19 protein-coding genes are annotated in these 18,661 nt (G+C 64.3%); 12 read left to right on the top strand and 7 right to left on the bottom strand.

Annotated features, from left to right (window positions below; genetic code table 11):
- The 8 genes from cysE (at position 1) to AC6H34_RS29490 (ending at position 8,099) form a co-directional block, all read left to right on the top strand.
- Positions 1–840: a serine O-acetyltransferase gene (gene cysE, locus AC6H34_RS29455; RefSeq protein WP_497541208.1), complete on the top strand. Its 840-nt coding sequence runs from the start codon at positions 1–3 to the stop codon at positions 838–840.
- A 248-nt stretch (positions 841–1,088) separates the two neighbouring features.
- Positions 1,089–2,120 (top strand): amino acid ABC transporter substrate-binding protein, encoded by a 1,032-nt coding sequence (locus AC6H34_RS29460; RefSeq protein ID WP_448148181.1) that lies wholly within the window; start codon positions 1,089–1,091, stop codon positions 2,118–2,120.
- A gap of 54 nt (positions 2,121–2,174) precedes the next feature.
- Positions 2,175–3,362: an amino acid ABC transporter permease gene (locus AC6H34_RS29465; RefSeq protein ID WP_497541209.1), complete on the top strand. Its 1,188-nt coding sequence runs from the start codon at positions 2,175–2,177 to the stop codon at positions 3,360–3,362.
- The gene (locus AC6H34_RS29470) at positions 3,359–4,462 is read left to right on the top strand and encodes an amino acid ABC transporter permease (RefSeq protein ID WP_497541210.1); all 1,104 of its coding nucleotides are present in this window, start codon (positions 3,359–3,361) and stop codon (positions 4,460–4,462) included. The genes AC6H34_RS29465 and AC6H34_RS29470 overlap by 4 nt, the downstream gene beginning before the upstream one ends.
- A gap of 39 nt (positions 4,463–4,501) precedes the next feature.
- Positions 4,502–5,512 carry an NADPH-dependent curcumin/dihydrocurcumin reductase gene (gene curA / locus AC6H34_RS29475; RefSeq protein WP_497541211.1) on the top strand — a complete coding sequence of 337 codons (1,011 nt, stop codon included), beginning with the start codon at positions 4,502–4,504 and terminating at the stop codon, positions 5,510–5,512.
- A 30-nt stretch (positions 5,513–5,542) separates the two neighbouring features.
- Positions 5,543–6,124 (top strand): TetR/AcrR family transcriptional regulator, encoded by a 582-nt coding sequence (locus tag AC6H34_RS29480; RefSeq protein WP_497541212.1) that lies wholly within the window; start codon positions 5,543–5,545, stop codon positions 6,122–6,124.
- Between the two features lie 101 nt (positions 6,125–6,225).
- Positions 6,226–7,716, top strand: coding sequence for an MFS transporter (locus tag AC6H34_RS29485; RefSeq protein ID WP_497541213.1), 1,491 nt, complete (start codon positions 6,226–6,228; stop codon positions 7,714–7,716).
- Between the two features lie 11 nt (positions 7,717–7,727).
- Positions 7,728–8,099: a DUF427 domain-containing protein gene (locus AC6H34_RS29490; RefSeq protein ID WP_497541214.1), complete on the top strand. Its 372-nt coding sequence runs from the start codon at positions 7,728–7,730 to the stop codon at positions 8,097–8,099.
- Positions 8,100–8,200: 101 nt separating this feature from the next.
- On the opposite strand, the gene AC6H34_RS29495 is transcribed toward AC6H34_RS29490, so the two are convergent.
- The 6 genes from AC6H34_RS29495 to aqpZ form a co-directional block, all read right to left on the bottom strand.
- Positions 8,201–9,043, bottom strand: coding sequence for an ABC transporter permease subunit (locus AC6H34_RS29495; protein WP_448148188.1), 843 nt, complete (start codon positions 9,041–9,043; stop codon positions 8,201–8,203).
- A complete protein-coding gene (locus tag AC6H34_RS29500) occupies positions 9,040–9,816 on the bottom strand; it encodes a taurine ABC transporter ATP-binding protein (protein WP_448151307.1) in 777 nt (258 codons plus the stop codon). Before AC6H34_RS29500 ends, AC6H34_RS29495 begins: the two co-directional genes overlap by 4 nt.
- 72 nt (positions 9,817–9,888) lie before the next feature.
- Positions 9,889–10,908, bottom strand: coding sequence for a taurine ABC transporter substrate-binding protein (gene tauA / locus AC6H34_RS29505; RefSeq protein ID WP_497541215.1), 1,020 nt, complete (start codon positions 10,906–10,908; stop codon positions 9,889–9,891).
- A gap of 116 nt (positions 10,909–11,024) precedes the next feature.
- A complete protein-coding gene (gene tauA, locus AC6H34_RS29510) occupies positions 11,025–12,038 on the bottom strand; it encodes a taurine ABC transporter substrate-binding protein (protein ID WP_497541216.1) in 1,014 nt (337 codons plus the stop codon).
- Positions 12,039–12,425: 387 nt separating this feature from the next.
- A complete protein-coding gene (gene ndk / locus AC6H34_RS29515; RefSeq protein ID WP_448148191.1) occupies positions 12,426–12,848 on the bottom strand; it encodes a nucleoside-diphosphate kinase in 423 nt (140 codons plus the stop codon).
- A 153-nt stretch (positions 12,849–13,001) separates the two neighbouring features.
- Positions 13,002–13,694, bottom strand: a complete 693-nt coding sequence (gene aqpZ / locus AC6H34_RS29520) for an aquaporin Z (RefSeq protein ID WP_448148192.1) — start codon at positions 13,692–13,694, stop codon at positions 13,002–13,004.
- Positions 13,695–14,084: 390 nt separating this feature from the next.
- Between aqpZ and AC6H34_RS29525 the strand changes: the two genes are divergently transcribed.
- The 4 genes from AC6H34_RS29525 (at position 14,085) to AC6H34_RS29540 (ending at position 18,092) form a co-directional block, all read left to right on the top strand.
- Positions 14,085–15,944, top strand: a complete 1,860-nt coding sequence (locus tag AC6H34_RS29525) for an ABC-F family ATP-binding cassette domain-containing protein (protein WP_497541217.1) — start codon at positions 14,085–14,087, stop codon at positions 15,942–15,944.
- A 65-nt stretch (positions 15,945–16,009) separates the two neighbouring features.
- Positions 16,010–16,897 (top strand): helix-turn-helix transcriptional regulator, encoded by an 888-nt coding sequence (locus AC6H34_RS29530; RefSeq protein ID WP_497541218.1) that lies wholly within the window; start codon positions 16,010–16,012, stop codon positions 16,895–16,897.
- A 53-nt stretch (positions 16,898–16,950) separates the two neighbouring features.
- Complete coding sequence (locus AC6H34_RS29535) at positions 16,951–17,514, top strand: YbhB/YbcL family Raf kinase inhibitor-like protein (RefSeq protein ID WP_497541219.1); 564 nt, start codon at positions 16,951–16,953, stop codon at positions 17,512–17,514.
- Positions 17,515–17,609: 95 nt separating this feature from the next.
- The gene (locus tag AC6H34_RS29540; protein WP_497541220.1) at positions 17,610–18,092 is read left to right on the top strand and encodes an ester cyclase; all 483 of its coding nucleotides are present in this window, start codon (positions 17,610–17,612) and stop codon (positions 18,090–18,092) included.
- Positions 18,093–18,200: 108 nt separating this feature from the next.
- Here the strand turns inward: AC6H34_RS29540 and AC6H34_RS29545 are convergent, their stop codons facing one another.
- Positions 18,201–18,647 (bottom strand): DNA polymerase III subunit chi, encoded by a 447-nt coding sequence (locus tag AC6H34_RS29545; RefSeq protein WP_448148197.1) that lies wholly within the window; start codon positions 18,645–18,647, stop codon positions 18,201–18,203.
- Between the last annotated feature and the right edge of the window lie 14 nt (positions 18,648–18,661).

The raw sequence follows: 18,661 nt of genomic DNA on the forward strand, positions 1-18,661 counted from the left end.
ATGGATGCCTCGATTGGACGCAAGATCGCCCGCTGTCAGCGCGCCCCGGGCCAGGTCGCCGACCTGATCTGGGACCGGCTGGTCGACGAAGCCCACGAAGCGGCCGAGGCCGAGCCTCAATTTGCGACGCTCCTCTATACGAGCGTACTGGATCACGACTCCTTCGAGGAGGCCCTGATCCATCGCCTGGCGCATCGCCTCGATCATGCCGACCTGCCCGCAGCTGCCCTGGTACACGCCTTCCGCGAAGCGTTCGCGGACGACGACGCCATCAGCCCGGCGATTCGAGCCGACATCCAGGCGGTTCTGGAACGGGACCCTGCCTGCAGCCGCTATCTTGAGCCCCTGCTCTACTTCAAGGGTTTTCATGCCCTCGGCCTGCACCGTCTGGCGCATTGGCTCTGGACCCGGGGCCGGCGCGACTTTGCCCTCTACCTGCAGGGACGATCGTCCGAGGTGCTGCAGGTCGACATGCACCCGGCTGTCCGCATCGGCCGCGGCCTGTTCTTCGACCACGCCACCGGCATCGTGGTGGGCGAGACGGCGGTGATCGAGGACAATGTCTCCATCCTGCAGTCCGTCACGCTCGGTGGCAGTGGCACCGAGGCGGTGAACCGTCATCCCAAGATCCGCAAGGGAGTGCTGATCGGCTCCGGCGCCAAGCTGATGGGCAATATCGAGATCGGTGAAGGGGCATGGGTTGGAGCGGGATCGGTGGTGATCGACTCCGTGCCGCCGCACCGGACGGTCGCCGGCGTCCCCGCGCGCATCGTCGGCACCGCCGGCAGTACCGAGCCCGGGCGTACCATGAACCAGATTTTCTTCGATGTGGGGCTGTAGCGCCCCACCCGCAAAATATATGCTATTAGTACACAAATTTAGTAGACAATGTGATTTGCAGCATTCTACACTCTGTTTGCGCTGATTGGATATAATTCCCATTTTGTGCATGGTATAGCGCAACGGCAGGCCTTGCCTTTCGGGAATTGTCGCTCGATCATGTCGGACGGGGCTGAATATCCTTCCGTAAGAGACGAACGGGGGTTGAGGCTACGGCGCCGCCCCAAAGAGAAAATGAAAGGGATTTCATGCTCAAGCCATTGAAACACAGCGCCAGCATCGCGATAGCCGCGCTCGCGGCCGGCTTCATCGCCGCGGCACCCGCACAGGCGGGAGCGACGCTCGACAAGATCAAGGAACGTGGTGTCATCAAGGTGGGCGTCGGCAGCCAGCCGGGCTTCTTCGCACCCGACAGCAACGGCAAGTGGCAGGGGTTCTTCGTTGATTTCGGCCGCGCCCTCGCAATCACCGTCTTCAACGATCCCGACAAGGTCGAGTTCACCAATTCCTCGCCCCAGCAGCGTCTGCCCGCCCTCCAGTCCGGGCAGTTCGACGTGCTGCTCTCCGGTGTGACGCAGACCATCACCCGGGCCTTCAAGCTCAACTTCCATTTCGGACCGGTGGTCTTCTATGACGGCCAGGGCATCCTGGTGAAGAAGTCGCTCGGCGTTTCCACGGCCGCCGATCTCGACGGCGCCACCATCGGCGTGCAGAGCGGCACCACCGGCGAACAGAACATCGCCGACTTCTTCAAGAAGACGGGCAAGACCTACAAGTCCGTGGTGATCGAGGATACGAACACGTTTACGCAGGCACTGCTTTCCGGCCGGGTCGACGCCCTCACCCAGGATTCATCCGATCTCGGCCTTCGCCGCGCCGCTCTCCCGAATCCAGACGACTACGTGCTGCTTCCCGAGCGCCTTTCGAAGGAGCCCCTGGCCCCGGCCGTGCTCGGCGGCGACGACCGCTGGCTCGAGATCGTCAACTGGACCGTCTACGCCACGATCCAGGCGGAGGAGTTCGGCATCAACAGCCAGAATGTCGACAGCTTCCTGACCAGCGACGACCCGGCGATCAAGCGCTTCCTGGGGGTCGACACCTCGCTCGGCCAGGACATCGGCCTCGACCCGAAATTCGCCTACAACATCATCAAGAAGGTGGGCAATTACGGCGAGATCTTCGAGCGCAATCTCGGCAAGACCACCAAGATCGGCTTCGATCGCGGCCTCAACAACCTCTGGACCAAGGGCGGCCTGATCTATTCGCCTCCGTTCCGTTGATACCTACCGGGAGGCGGTTCCCGCCGCCTCCCTCCTCGTTTGCAGACAGGGCATATGGCTGACATCGTTGGTATCGGCGCCCCCGCCAGGCCGGGCGTGGCCGGAAAGCTACGCATCTGGTGGGGAGATAGGCCTTACGCGCAGGCCCTCCTGATCGCCGCGCTTTTCGTCCTGCTGGCCTATTTCGGCAGCAACGTCCTGCGCAGCATGCATGCACGGGGGATGGAGCCGAACTTCGACTACCTGTGGCAGCGTACGGGTTTCGACATCGACGAGACCCTCATTCCCTTCACTTCGGACGACAATTTCGGCCGGGCCATCCTCGTCGGCCTCCTCAACACGGTGAAACTCGCCTTCTTCGGCTGCATCTTCGCCACCATCCTCGGCGTCACGCTCGGCGTGATCCGCCTGTCCGGCAACCTGCTGCTGTCGCGACTGGTCCAGGGCTATGTCGAACTGATCCGCAATACGCCGCTGACCCTGCAGCTTTTCTTCTGGATTGCGCTCACGCAGGCCCTGCCGCAGCCCCGCCAGGCACTGCAACCCTTTCCCGCCACCTTCCTCTCGATCCGGGGTATCTTCCTCCCCTGGTTCAATGTCGAGAACGGCAGTCTGTGGCCGCTGATCAGCGTGCTGGTCGTCCTCGCCGTCGTGGCGCGTCTCGCACTGGGCCGGCGCCAGCGTCCTCTCCCCGCAGGCGGATTCCTGGCCTTGCTGGCGGCCTTTCCCGTGATCGCCGCCGCCTGGATCCTTGCCTCGGGCATTATCTTCACGCCGGACCTGCCGGCCCTGCAGGGCTTCAACATCCGGGGCGGCCTGAGCATGTCGCGCGAATTCGCCGCCATGCTGCTCGGGCTTACGCTCTACTACGCCGCCTCGATCTCCGAGAGCGTGCGGAGCGGCATCGAATCCGTGGGCCGGGGCCAATGGGAAGCTGGCACGGCCATCGGCCTGTCGCGCGGGCGCATCATGCGCCTGATCGTCTTCCCTCAGGCGATGCGCGTCATCACGCCCCTGATGACATCGAGCTTCCTGGACCTCACCAAGGATACCAGCCTCGGCCCGCTGATCGGCTTCTTCGAAGTGACGCAGGTGATCAAGGTCAGCGCCAACAAGGACGGCAATGCCGTCGCGACGATCATCGTGCTCGTCATCGTCTTCCTGGCGGTGAGCCTCCCGGTCTCCTATCTCATCAACCTCTATAACCGGCGTCTCGCCAAGCGTGGGATCATCGCCAAATGAGCGACCTTGCCATCTCACGCGCCCGACCGTCGAAATGGAACGAACGCTGGCAGAACTGGCGTGCCGGGCTGTTCTCCTCGCCTCTCAATACCATCGTCACCCTCGCGGTGGTCGCGGCGGGGGTCTGGGCGCTGCAGGGCCTGCTGCGCTGGGCGCTGATCGACGCGACCTGGACCGGCACGGCGGACGATTGCGCCAGGAGCAGCGGTGCCTGCTGGGCCTTCGTGCGCGAAAACTCCAAGCTGATGGTGTTCGGCACCTATCCGATCGATCTGCTTTGGCGCCCCATCCTCGGCCTCGTGCTGATGTTCGGCCTGATGATCGCCTCGATGGTGCCGCGCCTGTGGAGCAAGTGGCTGGCGATTGCCTGGATAGCCACGCCGACTGCGGTGATCCTGCTTCTGGGTGGCACATTCACGGGCAGGCCGGTTTCCACGAACGATTGGGGCGGCCTGCCCCTGACTCTGCTGATCTGGACCATCGCCTACGCGGCATCCTTCGTCATAGCGATCCCGCTGGCGCTGGCGCGGCGCTCCAACATGGGCGGCATCCGCCTCGTCAGCACCGGCTTCATCGAAATCATCCGCGGCCTGCCCATGGTCGTGATCCTACTGGTTTCCAGCCAGATCGTTCCGATGATGCTGCCGGCCTTCGACGTCAACCTCTTCTTCAGCGTGGAAGTGGCGCTCACCATCTTCATCGCCTGCTATCTCGCCGAAGTGATCCGCGCGGGCATCCAGTCCCTGCCGGCGGGCCAGACCGAGGCGGCTCGCGCACTCGGCCTTTCCTATTGGCAGACGACGGGCCTTGTCGTATTGCCCCAGGCCTTGCGCGCCATCATCCCGCCGCTGGTCAATCTGGGTATCGGCGTCTTCCTGTCGACGCCGCTGATCGCCTTCATCGGCATGATCGACTTTCTCAGCGCCGTGAAGATCGCGGCCAGCAATGAGCAGGTCTGGCCCGGACGCTACACCGAAGCCTATGTCTTTGCGGCGATCATCTATTTCGCCATCTGCTTTGCCGCCTCCCGCTACAGCCTGTGGCTGGAACGCCGCCTGAAACGCTCGCAAGCCCACGAGGCCGGAAAAAAGAACGCGTAGGCCAGTCATGGTCTCCCGTGCCACCAGGAGGAGCGCCGCATGATCAATCGCCGCATCGTACTCGCCTCCCGGCCGGAAGGCGCGCCGATCCCGGCGAATTTCCGGCTCGAGGAGACGGCTCTGCGCCCTCTGGAGGAAGGCGAGGTGCTTCTGCGCATCCTCTATCTCTCACTCGATCCCTACATGCGCGGGCGCATGAGCGCCGCCAAGTCCTACGCCAAGCCGGTCGAGGTCGGAGGAGTGATGGAGGGCGGTACGGTGGCGCGGGTGCTGGAGTCGCGCAACACCGATTATCGACCAGGCGAAATCGTGCTTTCCCATTCCGGCTGGCAGAGCCATGACATCACCCGGGACATACGGCGCCGCGTCGATCCGGATGCCGCGCCAATCTCCACCGCCCTCGGCGTGCTCGGCATGCCCGGCTTTACCGCCTATGTCGGCCTGAACCATATCGGCAGGCCGAAGGCCGGCGAAACTCTGGTCGTCGCGGCTGCCAGCGGCCCCGTGGGTGCCACGGTCGGCCAGATTGCACGCATCCGGGGCGCGCGGACTGTCGGGATCGCCGGCGGCAAGGAAAAGTGCGCCTACCTGCTCGACGAACTCGGCTTCGACGTGGCTCTCGATCATCGCGCGCCCGACTTTGCCGGACAACTGGCACAGGCCTGCCCGAATGGTGTCGACGTCTATTTCGAGAATGTCGGCGGAGCGGTGTGGGACGCCGTCTTCCCCTTGCTCAACGGCTTTGCCCGCGTGCCGGTCTGCGGGCTGGTCGCGCAATATAACGGCGTGGTGCCCGGAACGGCCGACCGCCTGCCGGACCTGATGCGCCAGATCCTCTCGCGCAGCCTGCACGTCCAGGGCTTCATTCAGCGCGACTATGCCGCCGATTTCCCCGCCTTTCACGACGAGATGAGCGGCTGGATCGCCGAAGGCAAGGTCCGTTACCGGGAAGATATCGTCGAGGGCCTCGAAAACGCCCCCGAGGCTTTCATCGGCCTGCTCGAAGGCCGCAATTTCGGGAAGCTGCTGGTGCGGGTCGCGCAGCCTTGACAAACCAATACGTTCGTCCATATTGCTCTCATGGCTAGAGCTTCGAACCGTGAGAAGATCCTGACTGAGGGCATGCGCGTGGTCCATGCGCATGGCTTTGCGGGTGCCAGCGTGCGGGACATCGTCCAGGCGGCGGGCGTGCCCCAGGGATCGTTCACCAATCACTTCGCTTCCAAGGAGGCCTTCGGGCTGGAGGTCATCGACCTCTATTTCTCCAATAGTTGCGAGAACATGCGCCAGACGCTGCTCAATGACGAGTTGCCGCCGCTCAAGCGCCTGGGCGACTATGTCGATGCGAGCAAGAACCGCCTCCTGCGCAACAACATGCGCACAGGATGCCTGTTCGGCAATTTCACGGCCGAGGCATCGGGCGACAACGAGGCCATTCGCGCCAAGCTTCTCGAAGTCTTCGCCGAGGTCCAGCGTTCTCTAACCTATTGCCTGCGCGCCGCGGTGAAAGCCGGCGAATTGCGCGAGGATTTCGATTGCGAGGAGACGGCCGCCTTCATCATCGCGTCGATGCAGGGGGCCAATCTCATCGCCAAGGCGCAGCGAGACCCCGCGCCCGTCGAACGTTTCAAGAAGTTCCTGTTCTCCTGCATCCTGCGCTGAAGCGTCGTCCGTCTCTCTCTTCACACGGACGACACGAGGTTTCATCATAAGCAATACGGCCGTCCGTATTGAATTATTTTCAGAACGAACGAGGTTTCTCGATGCCGGACACGGCAGTCCCTTCAACTCAAGCACCACAACGGACGTCCGATGGTCTCGACCCGCATCGCTGGTCGGCCCTGGCGATCCTCCTCACAGGCGCGTTTCTCGCTCCCCTCGACTTCTTCATCGTGAACGTCGCCATGCCGTCCATCACCAAGGGGCTCGGCAGCACGGCTGCCGACGTCCAGCTGGTTATCTCCGGCTATGCCGTCGTCTATGCCGTGTTCCTGATCACCGGCGGACGCCTCGGGGATATCTTCGGCCGGAAGTCGATCTTCATGATCGGCCTCGCGGGCTTCGCCTTCGCCTCGGCCCTGTGCGGCCTCGCATGGTCTCCATCGGTACTGATCGGCGCCCGCATGCTCCAGGCCCTGGCGGCCGCGGCCATGGCGCCGCAGGCGCTCGCCTCCGTGCACGCCCTTTTCCCTGCGCATGAGCGCGGGCGGGCGCTGAGCATCTACGGCATCGTGCTGGGCCTGTCCTCCATCGTCGGTCAATTGCTCGGAGGTGCGCTGGTGGGAGCAGACGTGGACGGTTTCGGCTGGCGCCTGATCTTCCTCATCAACCTGCCGATCTCCCTCGTCGCCTTCATCGCCGCCATCCCGCTACTGCGCGAGACGCGCGGCGAGCATCGCCCGCGCCTCGATCTTGGCGGCGTGGTGCTGTCCAGCCTCGCCCTGTCAAGCCTGGTCCTGCCGCTGGTCGAAGGTAGAGAGCGCGGCTGGCCCGCCTGGTCGATCGTCATGCTCCTGGCGACGCCGGTCTTCGTCGAGCTCTTCCGCCGCTACGAACTCCGCCTCGCGCGGGCGGGCGGCGATCCCCTGATCGACCTGGAGATCTTCCGGCTGCCCGGCCTCACGCGGGGCATTGGCGCCATCCTGACGCTCTACGCGATGGCCACCTTCTTCCTCACCTATTCGATCTATCTGCAGAGCGCCCTCGGCTACACCGCCCTGCAGGCGGGCCTTGCCATCCTGCCTTTCTCGGCGGGCTTCCTGGCCGGCTCGACCTTCAGCCCTGCGATCGGACGCAGGGCGGGCGGCAGTGCACCTTCCCTCGGCTACGGCCTGTCGGCCCTTGGTACGGCAGCGAGCGCAGCCGTCATTCTGTCCTCTCCCGCCGGAGTCCTGCCGCCGCTGGCCCTGATCGCCCCGACCCTCGCCTTGATCGGCTTCGGCATGGGCATGACCATGCCGACCATGATGCGTGTCATCGTGGAACGCGTCGGCCCGCGCCACGCCGGCCTGGTGGGTGGTGTCGTCAATTCCACCCTGCAGGTGAGCGCCGCGATCAGCGTGGCCGTGCTGGGCGGTCTCTTCTACACGTTGCTGGGCACACGCTCGGATCCGAACGCCATCGGCACCGCCTTCGCCTTCACATTGCTGGCGATTGCCGCCTGCCATTGCTGCGGCGCACTGCTCGCGGCGGGCCTCGGCCAGCGCCGCTCCAAGGTGTGTGCCACCCAGGACGTCGTCATCGTCGCCGAATAGGAGTCTCAGCCATGGAAAAGCCTGTCAGGATACCCGGCCCCGACCATCCCATCACCCTCACGGCGAGTTCCGCCCATGTCGTGGTGACCGTCGCCGGCAAGGTGGTCGCCGATTCCCGCCATGCGCTCAGCCTCAAGGAAGCGAGCTATCCGGCGGTGCTCTATATCCCGCGCGGCGATGTCGACATGTCGCTGCTCCAGCGTACCGACCACACCACCTACTGCCCTTACAAGGGCGAAGCCTCCTACTACAGCATTCCCTCTGGCGGCGAGCGTTCGGTGAACGCGATCTGGACCTATGAGACGCCCCATCCGGCCATGCACGACATCAAGGACTACGTGGCCTTTTACCCTGATCGCGTCGATACGATCGAGCTGGGCTGACCGGCGCCGCACGGTGCACCCGGAAGCACATTTTCCCCCTCCCCTGGCTTGCGGGGAGGGTCAACCCACACCGCGGACACGGGTGTTGAGGGCCACCACGCCTATGCCTTGCCGTGCCAGGGCACCAAGATCCTCTCCGTCAGCCGGACGATCCATTCGAAGGCGATCGCCACCAGGGCGATCACGAAGATGCCGAGGACGACGATATCCGTCTGCAGGAAGTCCGAGGCAGTCTTGATCATGATGCCGAGGCCCCGCGAGGCCGCCACCAGCTCGGCGGCGATCAGGGTGGACCAACCCACCCCGAGGCCGATCCGCACCCCCGTCAGGATCGAGGGCAGCGCGTTGGGCAGGATGACATGCCGCAGCACCTGCCATTTCCCGGCTCCCAGCGCACGGGCCGCATCGAGCCGGTCCGTGGGCACGGTAGCCACTCCGGCCGCCGTGGTGATCGCCACCGGCGCGAAGATCGCAATCAGGATGATCAGCACCTTGGTCGTCTCGCCGATTCCGCACCAGATCACCACGAGCGGCAGGTAGGCGAGCGGGGGAACCGGGCGCAGGAATTCGATGATGGGATCGAGGATGCCGCGCGCGATGGGACTGAGACCGATGGCGATGCCCGCCGGCACGGCGGTGGCAAAGGCGATCAGCAGTGCCCCAAGGATGCGCCAGAGGCTGGCATCGAAATGCTGCAGCAGCGTCGCGTCGGCGTAGCCCTCGGTAGCGACGATATAGAGCTGATCGAACACCGCACGCGGCGACGGAAGATAGAAGGCGGGAAGCCACTCGAAATAGGTGGCTGCGGACCAAAGGACCAGCAAGGCGAGGATGGTGATCACGCGCACGGGACCGGCGCCGAGGGCGGAAGCCTTGCCGGGAGCGTCCTTGCCGTCCTTGCCGGCGAGATCGCTGAGGCTGCTGGAATTGGCGAGATCGGTCATGCGTCGGCTCCCTTCAGCACGGCGGCGAGCACCTGCTCGCGCAAGGCGACGAAGGCAGGATCGGATTTGATGGAGCGGCTGTTCTCACCGGCGAGGACGCGCCGTGAGAAATCGGTGTGGAATTCGCGGGTGATGCGCCCCGGTCGCGGCGACAGCACGACGATGCGCGTGGCCAGGAAGATCGCTTCCTCAACGCTGTGGGTGATCAGGAACACGCTCCGCTTCGTGCGGTCCCAGAGCCGGATGAGCAACTCCTGCATCTTCTCGCGGGTTAGCGCATCGAGCGCTCCGAGGGGCTCGTCCATCAGGAGGATCGCGGGTTCGTTGGCGAGCGCGCGGGCCATGCCGACACGCTGGCGCATGCCGCCCGACAACTCCCATACTCGGTGATTGGCAAAATCGGCGAGCCCGACGAGATCGATGATGCGTCCACAACGTTGCTTGCGCTCGGCAGCGCCAAGACCCGCCATCTTCGGGCCGAACTCAATATTGCCGCGCACCGTCAGCCAGGGGAACAGGGCGTCATCCTGGAATACCACCCCGCGATCGCCGCCCGGTCCCTCCACCGGCTTGCCGCCGAGCGAGATCGAGCCGGAGGTCGGTGACAGAAAGCCCGCAAAGAGCTTCAACAGCGTGGTCTTGCCGCAGCCGGAGGCTCCCACGGCGACCACGAACTCGCCGGATTCGATGGTGAGGGAGACATTGCTCAGCGCCGTCACCGAACGGCCGGCACGCCCCTGGTAGAGCACGTTGACGTCTTGAGCGGAAAGCACGGACACGGCGGGATGCCTCTATCGATCGAGAAGGCCGGCCGGGCGAAACGCCCGGGCCGGCGGGAAGAGCGGTCATTGCGTGGGCGGCTTGGCAAGCGCCTCGTCCACGAAGCGTTTGGTGACGAAGGCCGAATAGTCGGGCAGCGCCGCCGGGATCTTCTTCTGCTCCACCAGGAAGGCAGCGGTATCGGCGATGGCCTTCGCCGTACCGCCTCCGAGCAGGGCCGGGCCGGCCTGCTCGCTCAGGAGCGGCCAGACATTGGACTTCAAGAGCCCCGGTACGTCCTCCGGCTTCGACCCCGTCAAGCGCGCGATCCCCGCCGCCTTGTCGGACTCCGCCGTCCAGGCAGCCGGATCGTCGCGATAGGCCTGGTAAGCCTCGCCGGTGATCTTCACGAATGCGGTGATGAAATCGGGATGGGCCTCGGCGAACTCCTTCCGGACGGCCCAGACGTCGAAGGTCGGCGCGCCCCATTCCGCCACCTGCTGGGACGAGACGAGCACCTTGCCCTTCGCCTTCAGCTTGCTCAGGGCGGGATCCCAGACATAGCCGGCATCGATGTCGCCACGGTCATAGGCCGCCGCCAGTTCCGGCGGACGCAGATTGAGGACCTGCACGGATTTCGGATCGATATTCCAATGCTTGAGCGCCGCCAGCAGGCTGTAGTGGGAGGTGGAAACGAACGGGACGCCCACCTTCTTGCCGACCAGGTCGCCCGGCTCCCTGATACCCGAGCCATCGCGAACCACCAGTTCCTCGGATTCGCCGATCAGCGAGACGACGAAGACCGATACGATCGGCAGGTTGCGGCTGTTGGCGGCGGCAAGGGGGCTCGACCCGATATTGCCGATCTGCACATCGCCCGAAGCCATGGCAGCGATCACGTCCGCACCGGAATCGAACTTGCGCCAGGTGATGTCCCAGCCGGTTTCCTTTTCGTAGATGCCGGCAGCCTGCGAGGCCTTGGCAGGATCGACACCCGTTTGATAGCCGATCGTGACCTTCTTGTCGGCAGCAAGGGCCGGACCGGTCAGGAGGGACGAAAGCGCGAGGCCTGCTGCCAGCAGGACGCGGCGGCTGAGCGGAGACATGACATTTCCTTGGGAGACGGCGTCCAGGGAACGTACCGTTCGGCGCACCCGGGATCGCGAATAAAAAGGCCGGCCCTGGGAGGAAGGAACTCCCGGGGCCGGCAGGCCCACGAAGCCTATTGGGAGGAGAGTTTCGTCAGGGCTTGAGCGGCATAGGCCTTGTTTACATAGGCCGAATAATCGGGCAGCACGGCCGGGATCTTCTTCTGCTCGGCAAGGAACGCCGCCGTATCCGCAATGGCCTTGACGGACGCTCCGCCCAGCAATTCCGGCGAGGACTGCTCGGCCAGGAGCGGCCAGATATTCGACTTCAGGAGGCCGGGGACGTCCTCGGGCTTGGATCCGGTTATGCGGGCGATGGCCTTGGCCTGGTCGGAACCGGCATTCCACGCATCGGGATGGTCGCGATAGGCCTTGTAGGCCTCGCCCGTGACCTTGACGAAGGCGGTCACCACATCGGGATGTGCCTTCGAGAAGTCCGTGCTGGCGATCCAGGCATCGAAGGTCGGCGCGCCCCATTTGGCCACATCGGCCGACGAGACAAGAACCTTGCCCTTTTCCTTGAGCTTGCCGAGGGCGGGATCCCAGACATAGCCTCCGTCTACGTCGCCGCGCTCGAAGGCAGCCGCGAGTTCAGGCGGGCGAAGATTGAGAATCTGCACGGATTTGGGGTCGATGCCCCAATGCTTCAGCGCTGCCAGCAAGCTGTAATGCGACGTGGACACGAAAGGCGTGCCAATCTTCTTTCCGACGAGATCCTTGGGATCCTTGATATCGTCGCGCACCACGAGTTCCTCGGACTCACCGAGCAGGGCAGCGACGAAGATGGTTTCTATCGGCAGCTTGCGGCTGGCCGCCGCGGCAAGAGGGCTGGAGCCGACATAACCGATCTGAACGTCGCCCGAGGCGATGGCAGTGATAACATCGGCGCCGGAATCGAATTTGCGCCACTCGATCGTCCAGCCGGTGGCTTTTTCATAGTCCCCTGCGGCCTGGGCTACCTTTGCGGGGTCCACCCCCGTCTGGAAACCGATGGTGACCTTGTTGTCGGCCGCGAAGGCCGGGATTGCCAGGGCATAGCCGAGCGCGAGACCGGCGGCCAGCAGCAGACGGCGGTTGATGGAAGACATGAGAGATCCTTGAGGCAACAGCCAGCCCGGCCGCGAACATGTGATGCGCGGGTCGAAGTCTGACGAAAAGGAACGATTAGGAGGAAGCAGGCCGCATGTAGCAGCCGAAAGCCGGTCTCAACAGCAACAGGACATCATGGCTTTCCCCTCTTCGTCAAAGGCGGGGCGGCCTCCGAACAAGACCTGTCATCCCCTGCATTCCTACCCTGCGTCGCCTCGGATGGTATGTCAATTAATTTCTATAGATTTAGTAGAAAATGAATATGAAATAAAAAAGGCGGACACAGGGTCCGCCTCGATGCGTCGCTGGCACGCAGAAGGAAGCCGCATGGGCCCTGGCACCAGATACCTCGCTGCGGGCACGGGCGCCCGCGATGGCCGAGGTCCTCAGCCGACGATCTCGTTGCCCGAGAAGAACTGGGCGATTTCGATCTTGGCATTGTCCAGCGAGTCCGAGCCATGCACGGAATTCTCGCCGACCGACAGCGCGAAGAGCTTGCGCACGGTGCCTTCCGCCGCATTGGCCGGATTGGTGGCGCCCATCACTTCGCGATGCTTGGCGACCGCATTCTCGCCTTCCAGAACCTGCACGACCACCGGAGCGGAAATCATGAACTCGACGAGCTCTCCGAAGAACGGACGCTCCTTGTGCACACCGTAGAAGGTCTCGGCCTGTTCGCGGGTCATGCGGACGCGCTTCTGGGCGACGATGCGCAGATCGGCCTTCTCGAACACGGCGTTGATCGCACCGGTGAGATTGCGCTTGGTCGCGTCGGGCTTGATGATCGAAAAGGTACGCTCGATTGCCATGGTCGTCCTGATTGCTTGCGGTTGAGGTGAGCGGCTTATAGCCAGCCCCCTGCCCGGCTTCAACCCCCGGCGGTACGGACTTTCCATCCCTCCAAGCGAAAGCGGCGACCGGATCGCCGGTCGCCGCGTGCGTTATCTCAGGAGGGATCGGTCTCAGGCTTCTTCAGGCTCGAGCAGCACCTTCCAGATCAGGGCGCCTACGACGGCACCCGCCAAGGGAGCGACCCAGAACAGCCAGAGCTGGCTCACCGCGCCGGTCTGCGCGAAGAAGGCAACCGCCGTCGAGCGGGCCGGATTCACCGAGGTATTGGTGACCGGGATCGATATCAGGTGGATCAGCGTAAGGCCAAGACCGATGGCGATCGGCGCGAACCCGGCCGGCGCGACCTTGGACGTCGAGCCCAGGATGATGACGATGAAGGCGGCCGTGAGCACGATCTCCGCGATCAGGCAGGCGATCAGACTATATTTGCCGGGCGAGAGATCGCCGTAGCCGTTGGAAGCAAAGCCGCCCACCTCAAAGCCAGGCTTGCCGGTAGCGATAGCATAGAGCACCGCCGCGCCGACGAAGCCGCCCACGACCTGCGCAATCCAGTAAGGGATGAGTTCGCCCCAGCTCAAACGGCCGCCGACGGCCAGCCCGAGCGAGACGGCCGGGTTGAAATGGCCGCCGGAAATACCGCCGACCGCGAAGGCCATGGTCAGGACCGTCAGACCGAAGGCGAAGGCAACACCCACGAAGCCGATACCCAGCTGCGGGAAAGCTGCCGCAAGGACGGCGGCGCCACAGCCACCGAAAACCAACCAGAACGTTCCAAAGAACTCTGCCGCGAGTTTTTTAATCATGTCTAATCCATATGGGCTTGTTATCGAGATATTGTCTGGTTCACACCGTTATCGATCCATCTTCATGGACCAATTTCTACTTTCGCCCGGGTTCGTAGCCTAACGCTGGGGAAATCCCCTAATATTATACCTCGCCGTTCGCTACAAGCGGATGAAATAACATGATTCCCCTACAAAGCCATGAATCAAACGCATGATTCGCGAGTAGAAAGCCTACAAAATGGGCTGCCGGCACACGGGGAAGGCTCCAATAGCAGGCAAGACCAGCCCGCCAACTCACGAAGCGTAAGCGTTTGATTAGTCTTCTCGCGGACTTGCGAGCGCGGCGGACGCCCTCCCTCTCCGGCCCAGGCCATTGCCCCGCCGCGCCGCTCGTGCCAAAAGCCCGCCATGCTGCATGTCAACGGCCTCACCTATCGCCTGGGACCTCGTGTCCTCTTCGACAACGCCACAGTGGCGCTGCCGCCGGACGCGCGCGTCGGCTTCCTCGGCCGCAACGGCACCGGCAAGACTACTCTTTTCCGGATGATCATGGGCGAAGTCTCGCCCGACCTCGGCACGGTCTCGGTGCCGAGGGGCATGCGTATCGGCCGGGTCGCACAGGAGGCGCCGGGCGGGCCGGAAAGCCTGATCGACGTGGTGCTCGCCGCGGATGAGGAGCGTACCGCTCTCCTTGCCGAGGCGGAGACCGCCAGTGATCCTCACCGGATTGCCGAGATCCAGACGCGCCTGGCCGACAAGGGGGCCCATGCGGCTCCCGCCCGGGCCGCCACCATCCTCGCCGGCCTGGGCTTCGACCACGAAGCGCAGAGCCGCGCCTGTTCGGAATTCTCGGGCGGCTGGCGCATGCGCGTCGCCCTGGCCGCCCTGCTCTTCACCGAGCCGGACCTGCTCCTGCTCGACGAGCCTACCAACTATCTCGACCTGGAAGGCACGCTCTGGCTACAGGACTACCTCGCCGCCTACCCCCACACCGTGGTGGTGATCAGCCACGACCGTGACCTTCTCAACGCCTCGGTCGACTACATCCTGCATCTCAGCGAGGGCAGGCTCGAGCTTTACCGCGGCGGCTATGACGGTTTCGAAAAGCAGCGCCGAGAAAAGCAGGCCCTCAGCCTGAAGCTCAGGAAAAAGCAGGAAGATCAACGCCGCCACATTCAATCCTTCATCGATCGATTCAAGGCCAAGGCTTCCAAGGCCGTCCAGGCCCAGTCACGCATGAAGATGCTGGCGCGCATGGAACCCGTGTCCGCCCTGATCGACGACGAGGTGAAACCCTTCGACTTTCCGGCACCCGCCAAGCCGCTGTCGCCGCCCATCATTGCCCTGGAAGGTGCCAGCGCGGGCTATGGCGACCGCACGGTGCTGTCGCGCCTGGACCTCTCGGTGGACAACGAGGATCGCATCGGCCTGCTCGGCTCGAACGGCAACGGCAAGTCGACCTTCGCCAAGCTGCTGGCCGGGCGTCTAGATTCGATGAGCGGCAGGGCACGGCGGGCTTCGAGCCTGAAGGTCGCCTATTTCGCCCAGCACCAGCTCGACGAGCTCAATCCACGCGCAACCGCACGCGACCATGTCGCCGAGTTGATGAAAGAAGCTACCGAGGCCCAGATCCGCGCCCGTACGGCGCAGATCGGCTTTGGCGCCGACAAGGCGGACACGCCGGTGGACAACCTCTCCGGCGGTGAGAAGGCGCGCCTTCTCATGGGCCTCGCGACTTTCGGCGGCCCGCACCTATTGATCCTGGACGAGCCGACGAACCATCTCGACATCGACAGCCGCCAGGCACTCGTCCAGGCGCTCAACGACTATCCCGGTGCGGTCATCCTCATCAGCCACGACCGGTATCTCCTGGAAGCCTGCGTCGACCGGCTGTGGCTGGTAGGCAACGGTACGGTGAAGCCCTTCGAAGGCGACATGGAGGATTATCGCCGCCTGGTGCTGGCCAAGCCGGCCGTCGAGAAGAGCGACCGTGCGAACGAGCCGACCCAGCGCCAAAGCAACGCCGCGAGGCGCGCCCAGTTCGCCTCCAGTCGAGAAAGGGTGAAGCAGATAGAGATGGCCATGGATAAGCTCCAGGCCATCATCGTCGATCTCGACGAGAAGCTGGCCCGTCCCGGCCTGTTCGAGAAATCGCCCGAGAGGGCAGCGGAGATGGCGAAGGCTCGTGCCACGGCCGCCGAGCGCCTGCTGCTGGCCGAAGAAGCTTGGCTGGAGGCGAGCGCCGCACTGGAAGACGCCGGCGCCTGAGCGGCAGCGTGGAGGCAAACCGCTACGCCCTTGACGACGGAACGGCTGCGCGATTCGATGGGGGCATGTCCTCCTCTCGATATACCCCCTCTCTCGGACGCCGGCTGCACCGGCGCGAGGGAATCGGCGACACCGCCCATGTGGTGCAACAAGCGCCCCTGCTCTGTCGGCGCCTGGCTTCGCCAGGCCCGGGCGCCGTCCTGGTCCTCAGGGGGCGCAAGATCATGCGCCGTCGCGGTGCCGCGATAGCGGCCGATGCGGGACAGGTCGTTCTCATTCCCGACGGCATCGATTTCGACGTCGTCAACGAGCCGGGACTGGAGGGGCCATACGAGGCCTTCGCATTGAATTTCGGCAGCGAACTCGTCCAGGGCCTCACCATTCAGGAGGGCCGTGCCGTCCAGGACATCCTGCTGCTCGGGAACTTGCCGGAAGGCTTCGGGGAGGCTTGCCAAAGAGCCGGCGCGGCCATCGCCGCCGGCGCGGATTTGCCCGATGCCGTCGCAGCGGCGCGAGTGGGCGAGGTGCTGCTGTGGCTCGCCTTTGCGGGCTATCGCTTCGTTCCGGTTGCGGCTCCGGCCAGCACGCCGGCACGGCTGCGCAAGGCCCTGGCGGCCGATCCGGCCCGGAACTGGCGCGCCGGCGATGCGGCCGAACTGCTCTGCATGAGCGAACCAAGTCTGCGCCGGCGGCTCGCCGCTGCCGGCACCAGCTTCGGACAGCTTCTCGTCGATGTCCGCATGACCGCCGCGCTGTCGTTGCTCCAGTCGACCGACAGGCCCGTGACGACGATCGCCCTCGACGTCGGCTATGATTCACCGTCGCGTTTTGCCGCTCGCTTTCGTGCTCGCTTCGACTTTCCGCCCAGCGCTATCCGGGGCCGGGGAGGTCATTTTGAGCGAAACGGCACAATATCCGATCAACCCGGCGCTGCACCCCTCGCCGCAGAATGAAACACTGCCTCCATTCGGCGCCCACGAAAGGGACGCGTCCAATGGAGGATATCATGCAGGCAGACAAACTGTTCCGCGGCTCGTTGCCGGCGATCGCCACCTTCTGCCTCTGTGCACCCGTGCCGGCCTTTTCGTTCGAGCTGACGAGCCCCGATCTGCGCGAGGGCGGCGCATTGCCGGCCGCGCAGGTCGCGAATTTGTTTGGCTGCACAGGCGGCAATCTCTCGCCAGCCCTGTCATGGCGCAATGCTCCCGCCGGGACGAAGAGTTTCGTCGTGACCGTCTATGATCCGGACGCACCGACCGGTTCCGGCTGGTGGCACTGGACGGTGTTCGACATTCCCGCCACGGTGAAGGCGCTTCCCCGGGGCGCGGGCGCTGCCGGCGGCAACGACCTGCCGCAAGGAGCTTTGCAAGGTGCCAACGATGCCGGTCAGCCAGCCTTCATGGGCGCCTGCCCACCCCCCGGGCCGGCCCATCGCTATATCGTGACCGTCACTGCGCTGAAGGTCGACAAGCTCGGTCTCGACAGCGGGGCGGGTGGCGCCATGATCGGCTTCCTGACCCGCGCCAATGCCCTCGGGTCGGCAAGCATCACGGTGCTCTACGGTCGCTGAGCGATCACCCGATCTTGTTCGATGTGCAGCACCAGCTCGGTTCCTCCGCGGCCCTGAGCTGGTGTAGCGTCCATGCACCGGACAGGAGGAAGACCATGGATCGCAGGCAGATCATCATCGGCGGATTGTCGCTGGCCGGCGCCGTGTCCCTGGCCGCACACGCGCAGGCCGCTTCCGACAGCCTGGCAGACCGCTTCGCCGCCCGGCTGAACGCTCATGACATCGAGGGCTTTGCCGCCCTCTTCGCCGATGACTACGTCAATCATCAGGTCAGTGCGGCCGCACCGCCTCCGGCAGGGGCCACACCCAAGCAGGGGACGGTGGCCTTCTTCAAGGCCCGTCTCATCGCGTTGCCCGACCTGCAGGTCACCATCGAGGCGCAGCTCGCAGCGAACGACAAGGTAGCGGCGAGCTTCGTCTATGCCGGCACCCATCGCGGTCCCTATTTCGGTGTCGCTCCGACGGGCAAGATACTGCGTTTTACGTCCTGCGACATCTTCAGGATCCGGGACGGCAGAATCGCGGAACATTGGGGCATGGGCGACATTGCCGGTGTACTCGCCCAGCTGAAAGGATAGCCATTACCACCGGGTAAGCGACCGAAGCCTATAAAATCCCTCGATATCAATGAATTAAACGAAAGCCTGCATCACCGGAACAGACTTCACCGCATTGCCCGACAAAACTCACGCCTTCTTCTCCCAGCGCCCCTCGTCGCTCTGCTGCCAGTAGGTAGCAGTGAAGCCGAGCGTCTTGGCCTCCTTCCAATGCTCGCGCGCGCCTTGCACCGCATCGGTGTCATTGCCGTCGAACAGGAGAACGATGCGCTCATAGCTTGTCGCGTCGGGCGGCAGGGGCGCCCCGTCAATCAGGAACCGGATGGCCGCCTCGTTTGGATTGCCGTCATGGCTCACCAGCACGATCGGCTGGGCCGGCCCATCGTCGCTCTCCAGGCCATGCGGCAGGAAGGTCTCGTCACCATAGGTCCAGAGCGTGTCGTCGAGGGCGCGCAGGCGTTCAGGTGGCCCCTGGACGGCGCAACGCCAGCCTCGCTGGAGCGATTTCTCCAGCAAGCCGGGCAACACCTTGTCGAGTGGTGCGCGCTGCAGGTGGTAGAAGAGCAACTCGGTCATCCGCTCCTCCCGGT

The organism is Labrys sp. ALF-8 (assembly GCF_059699065.1).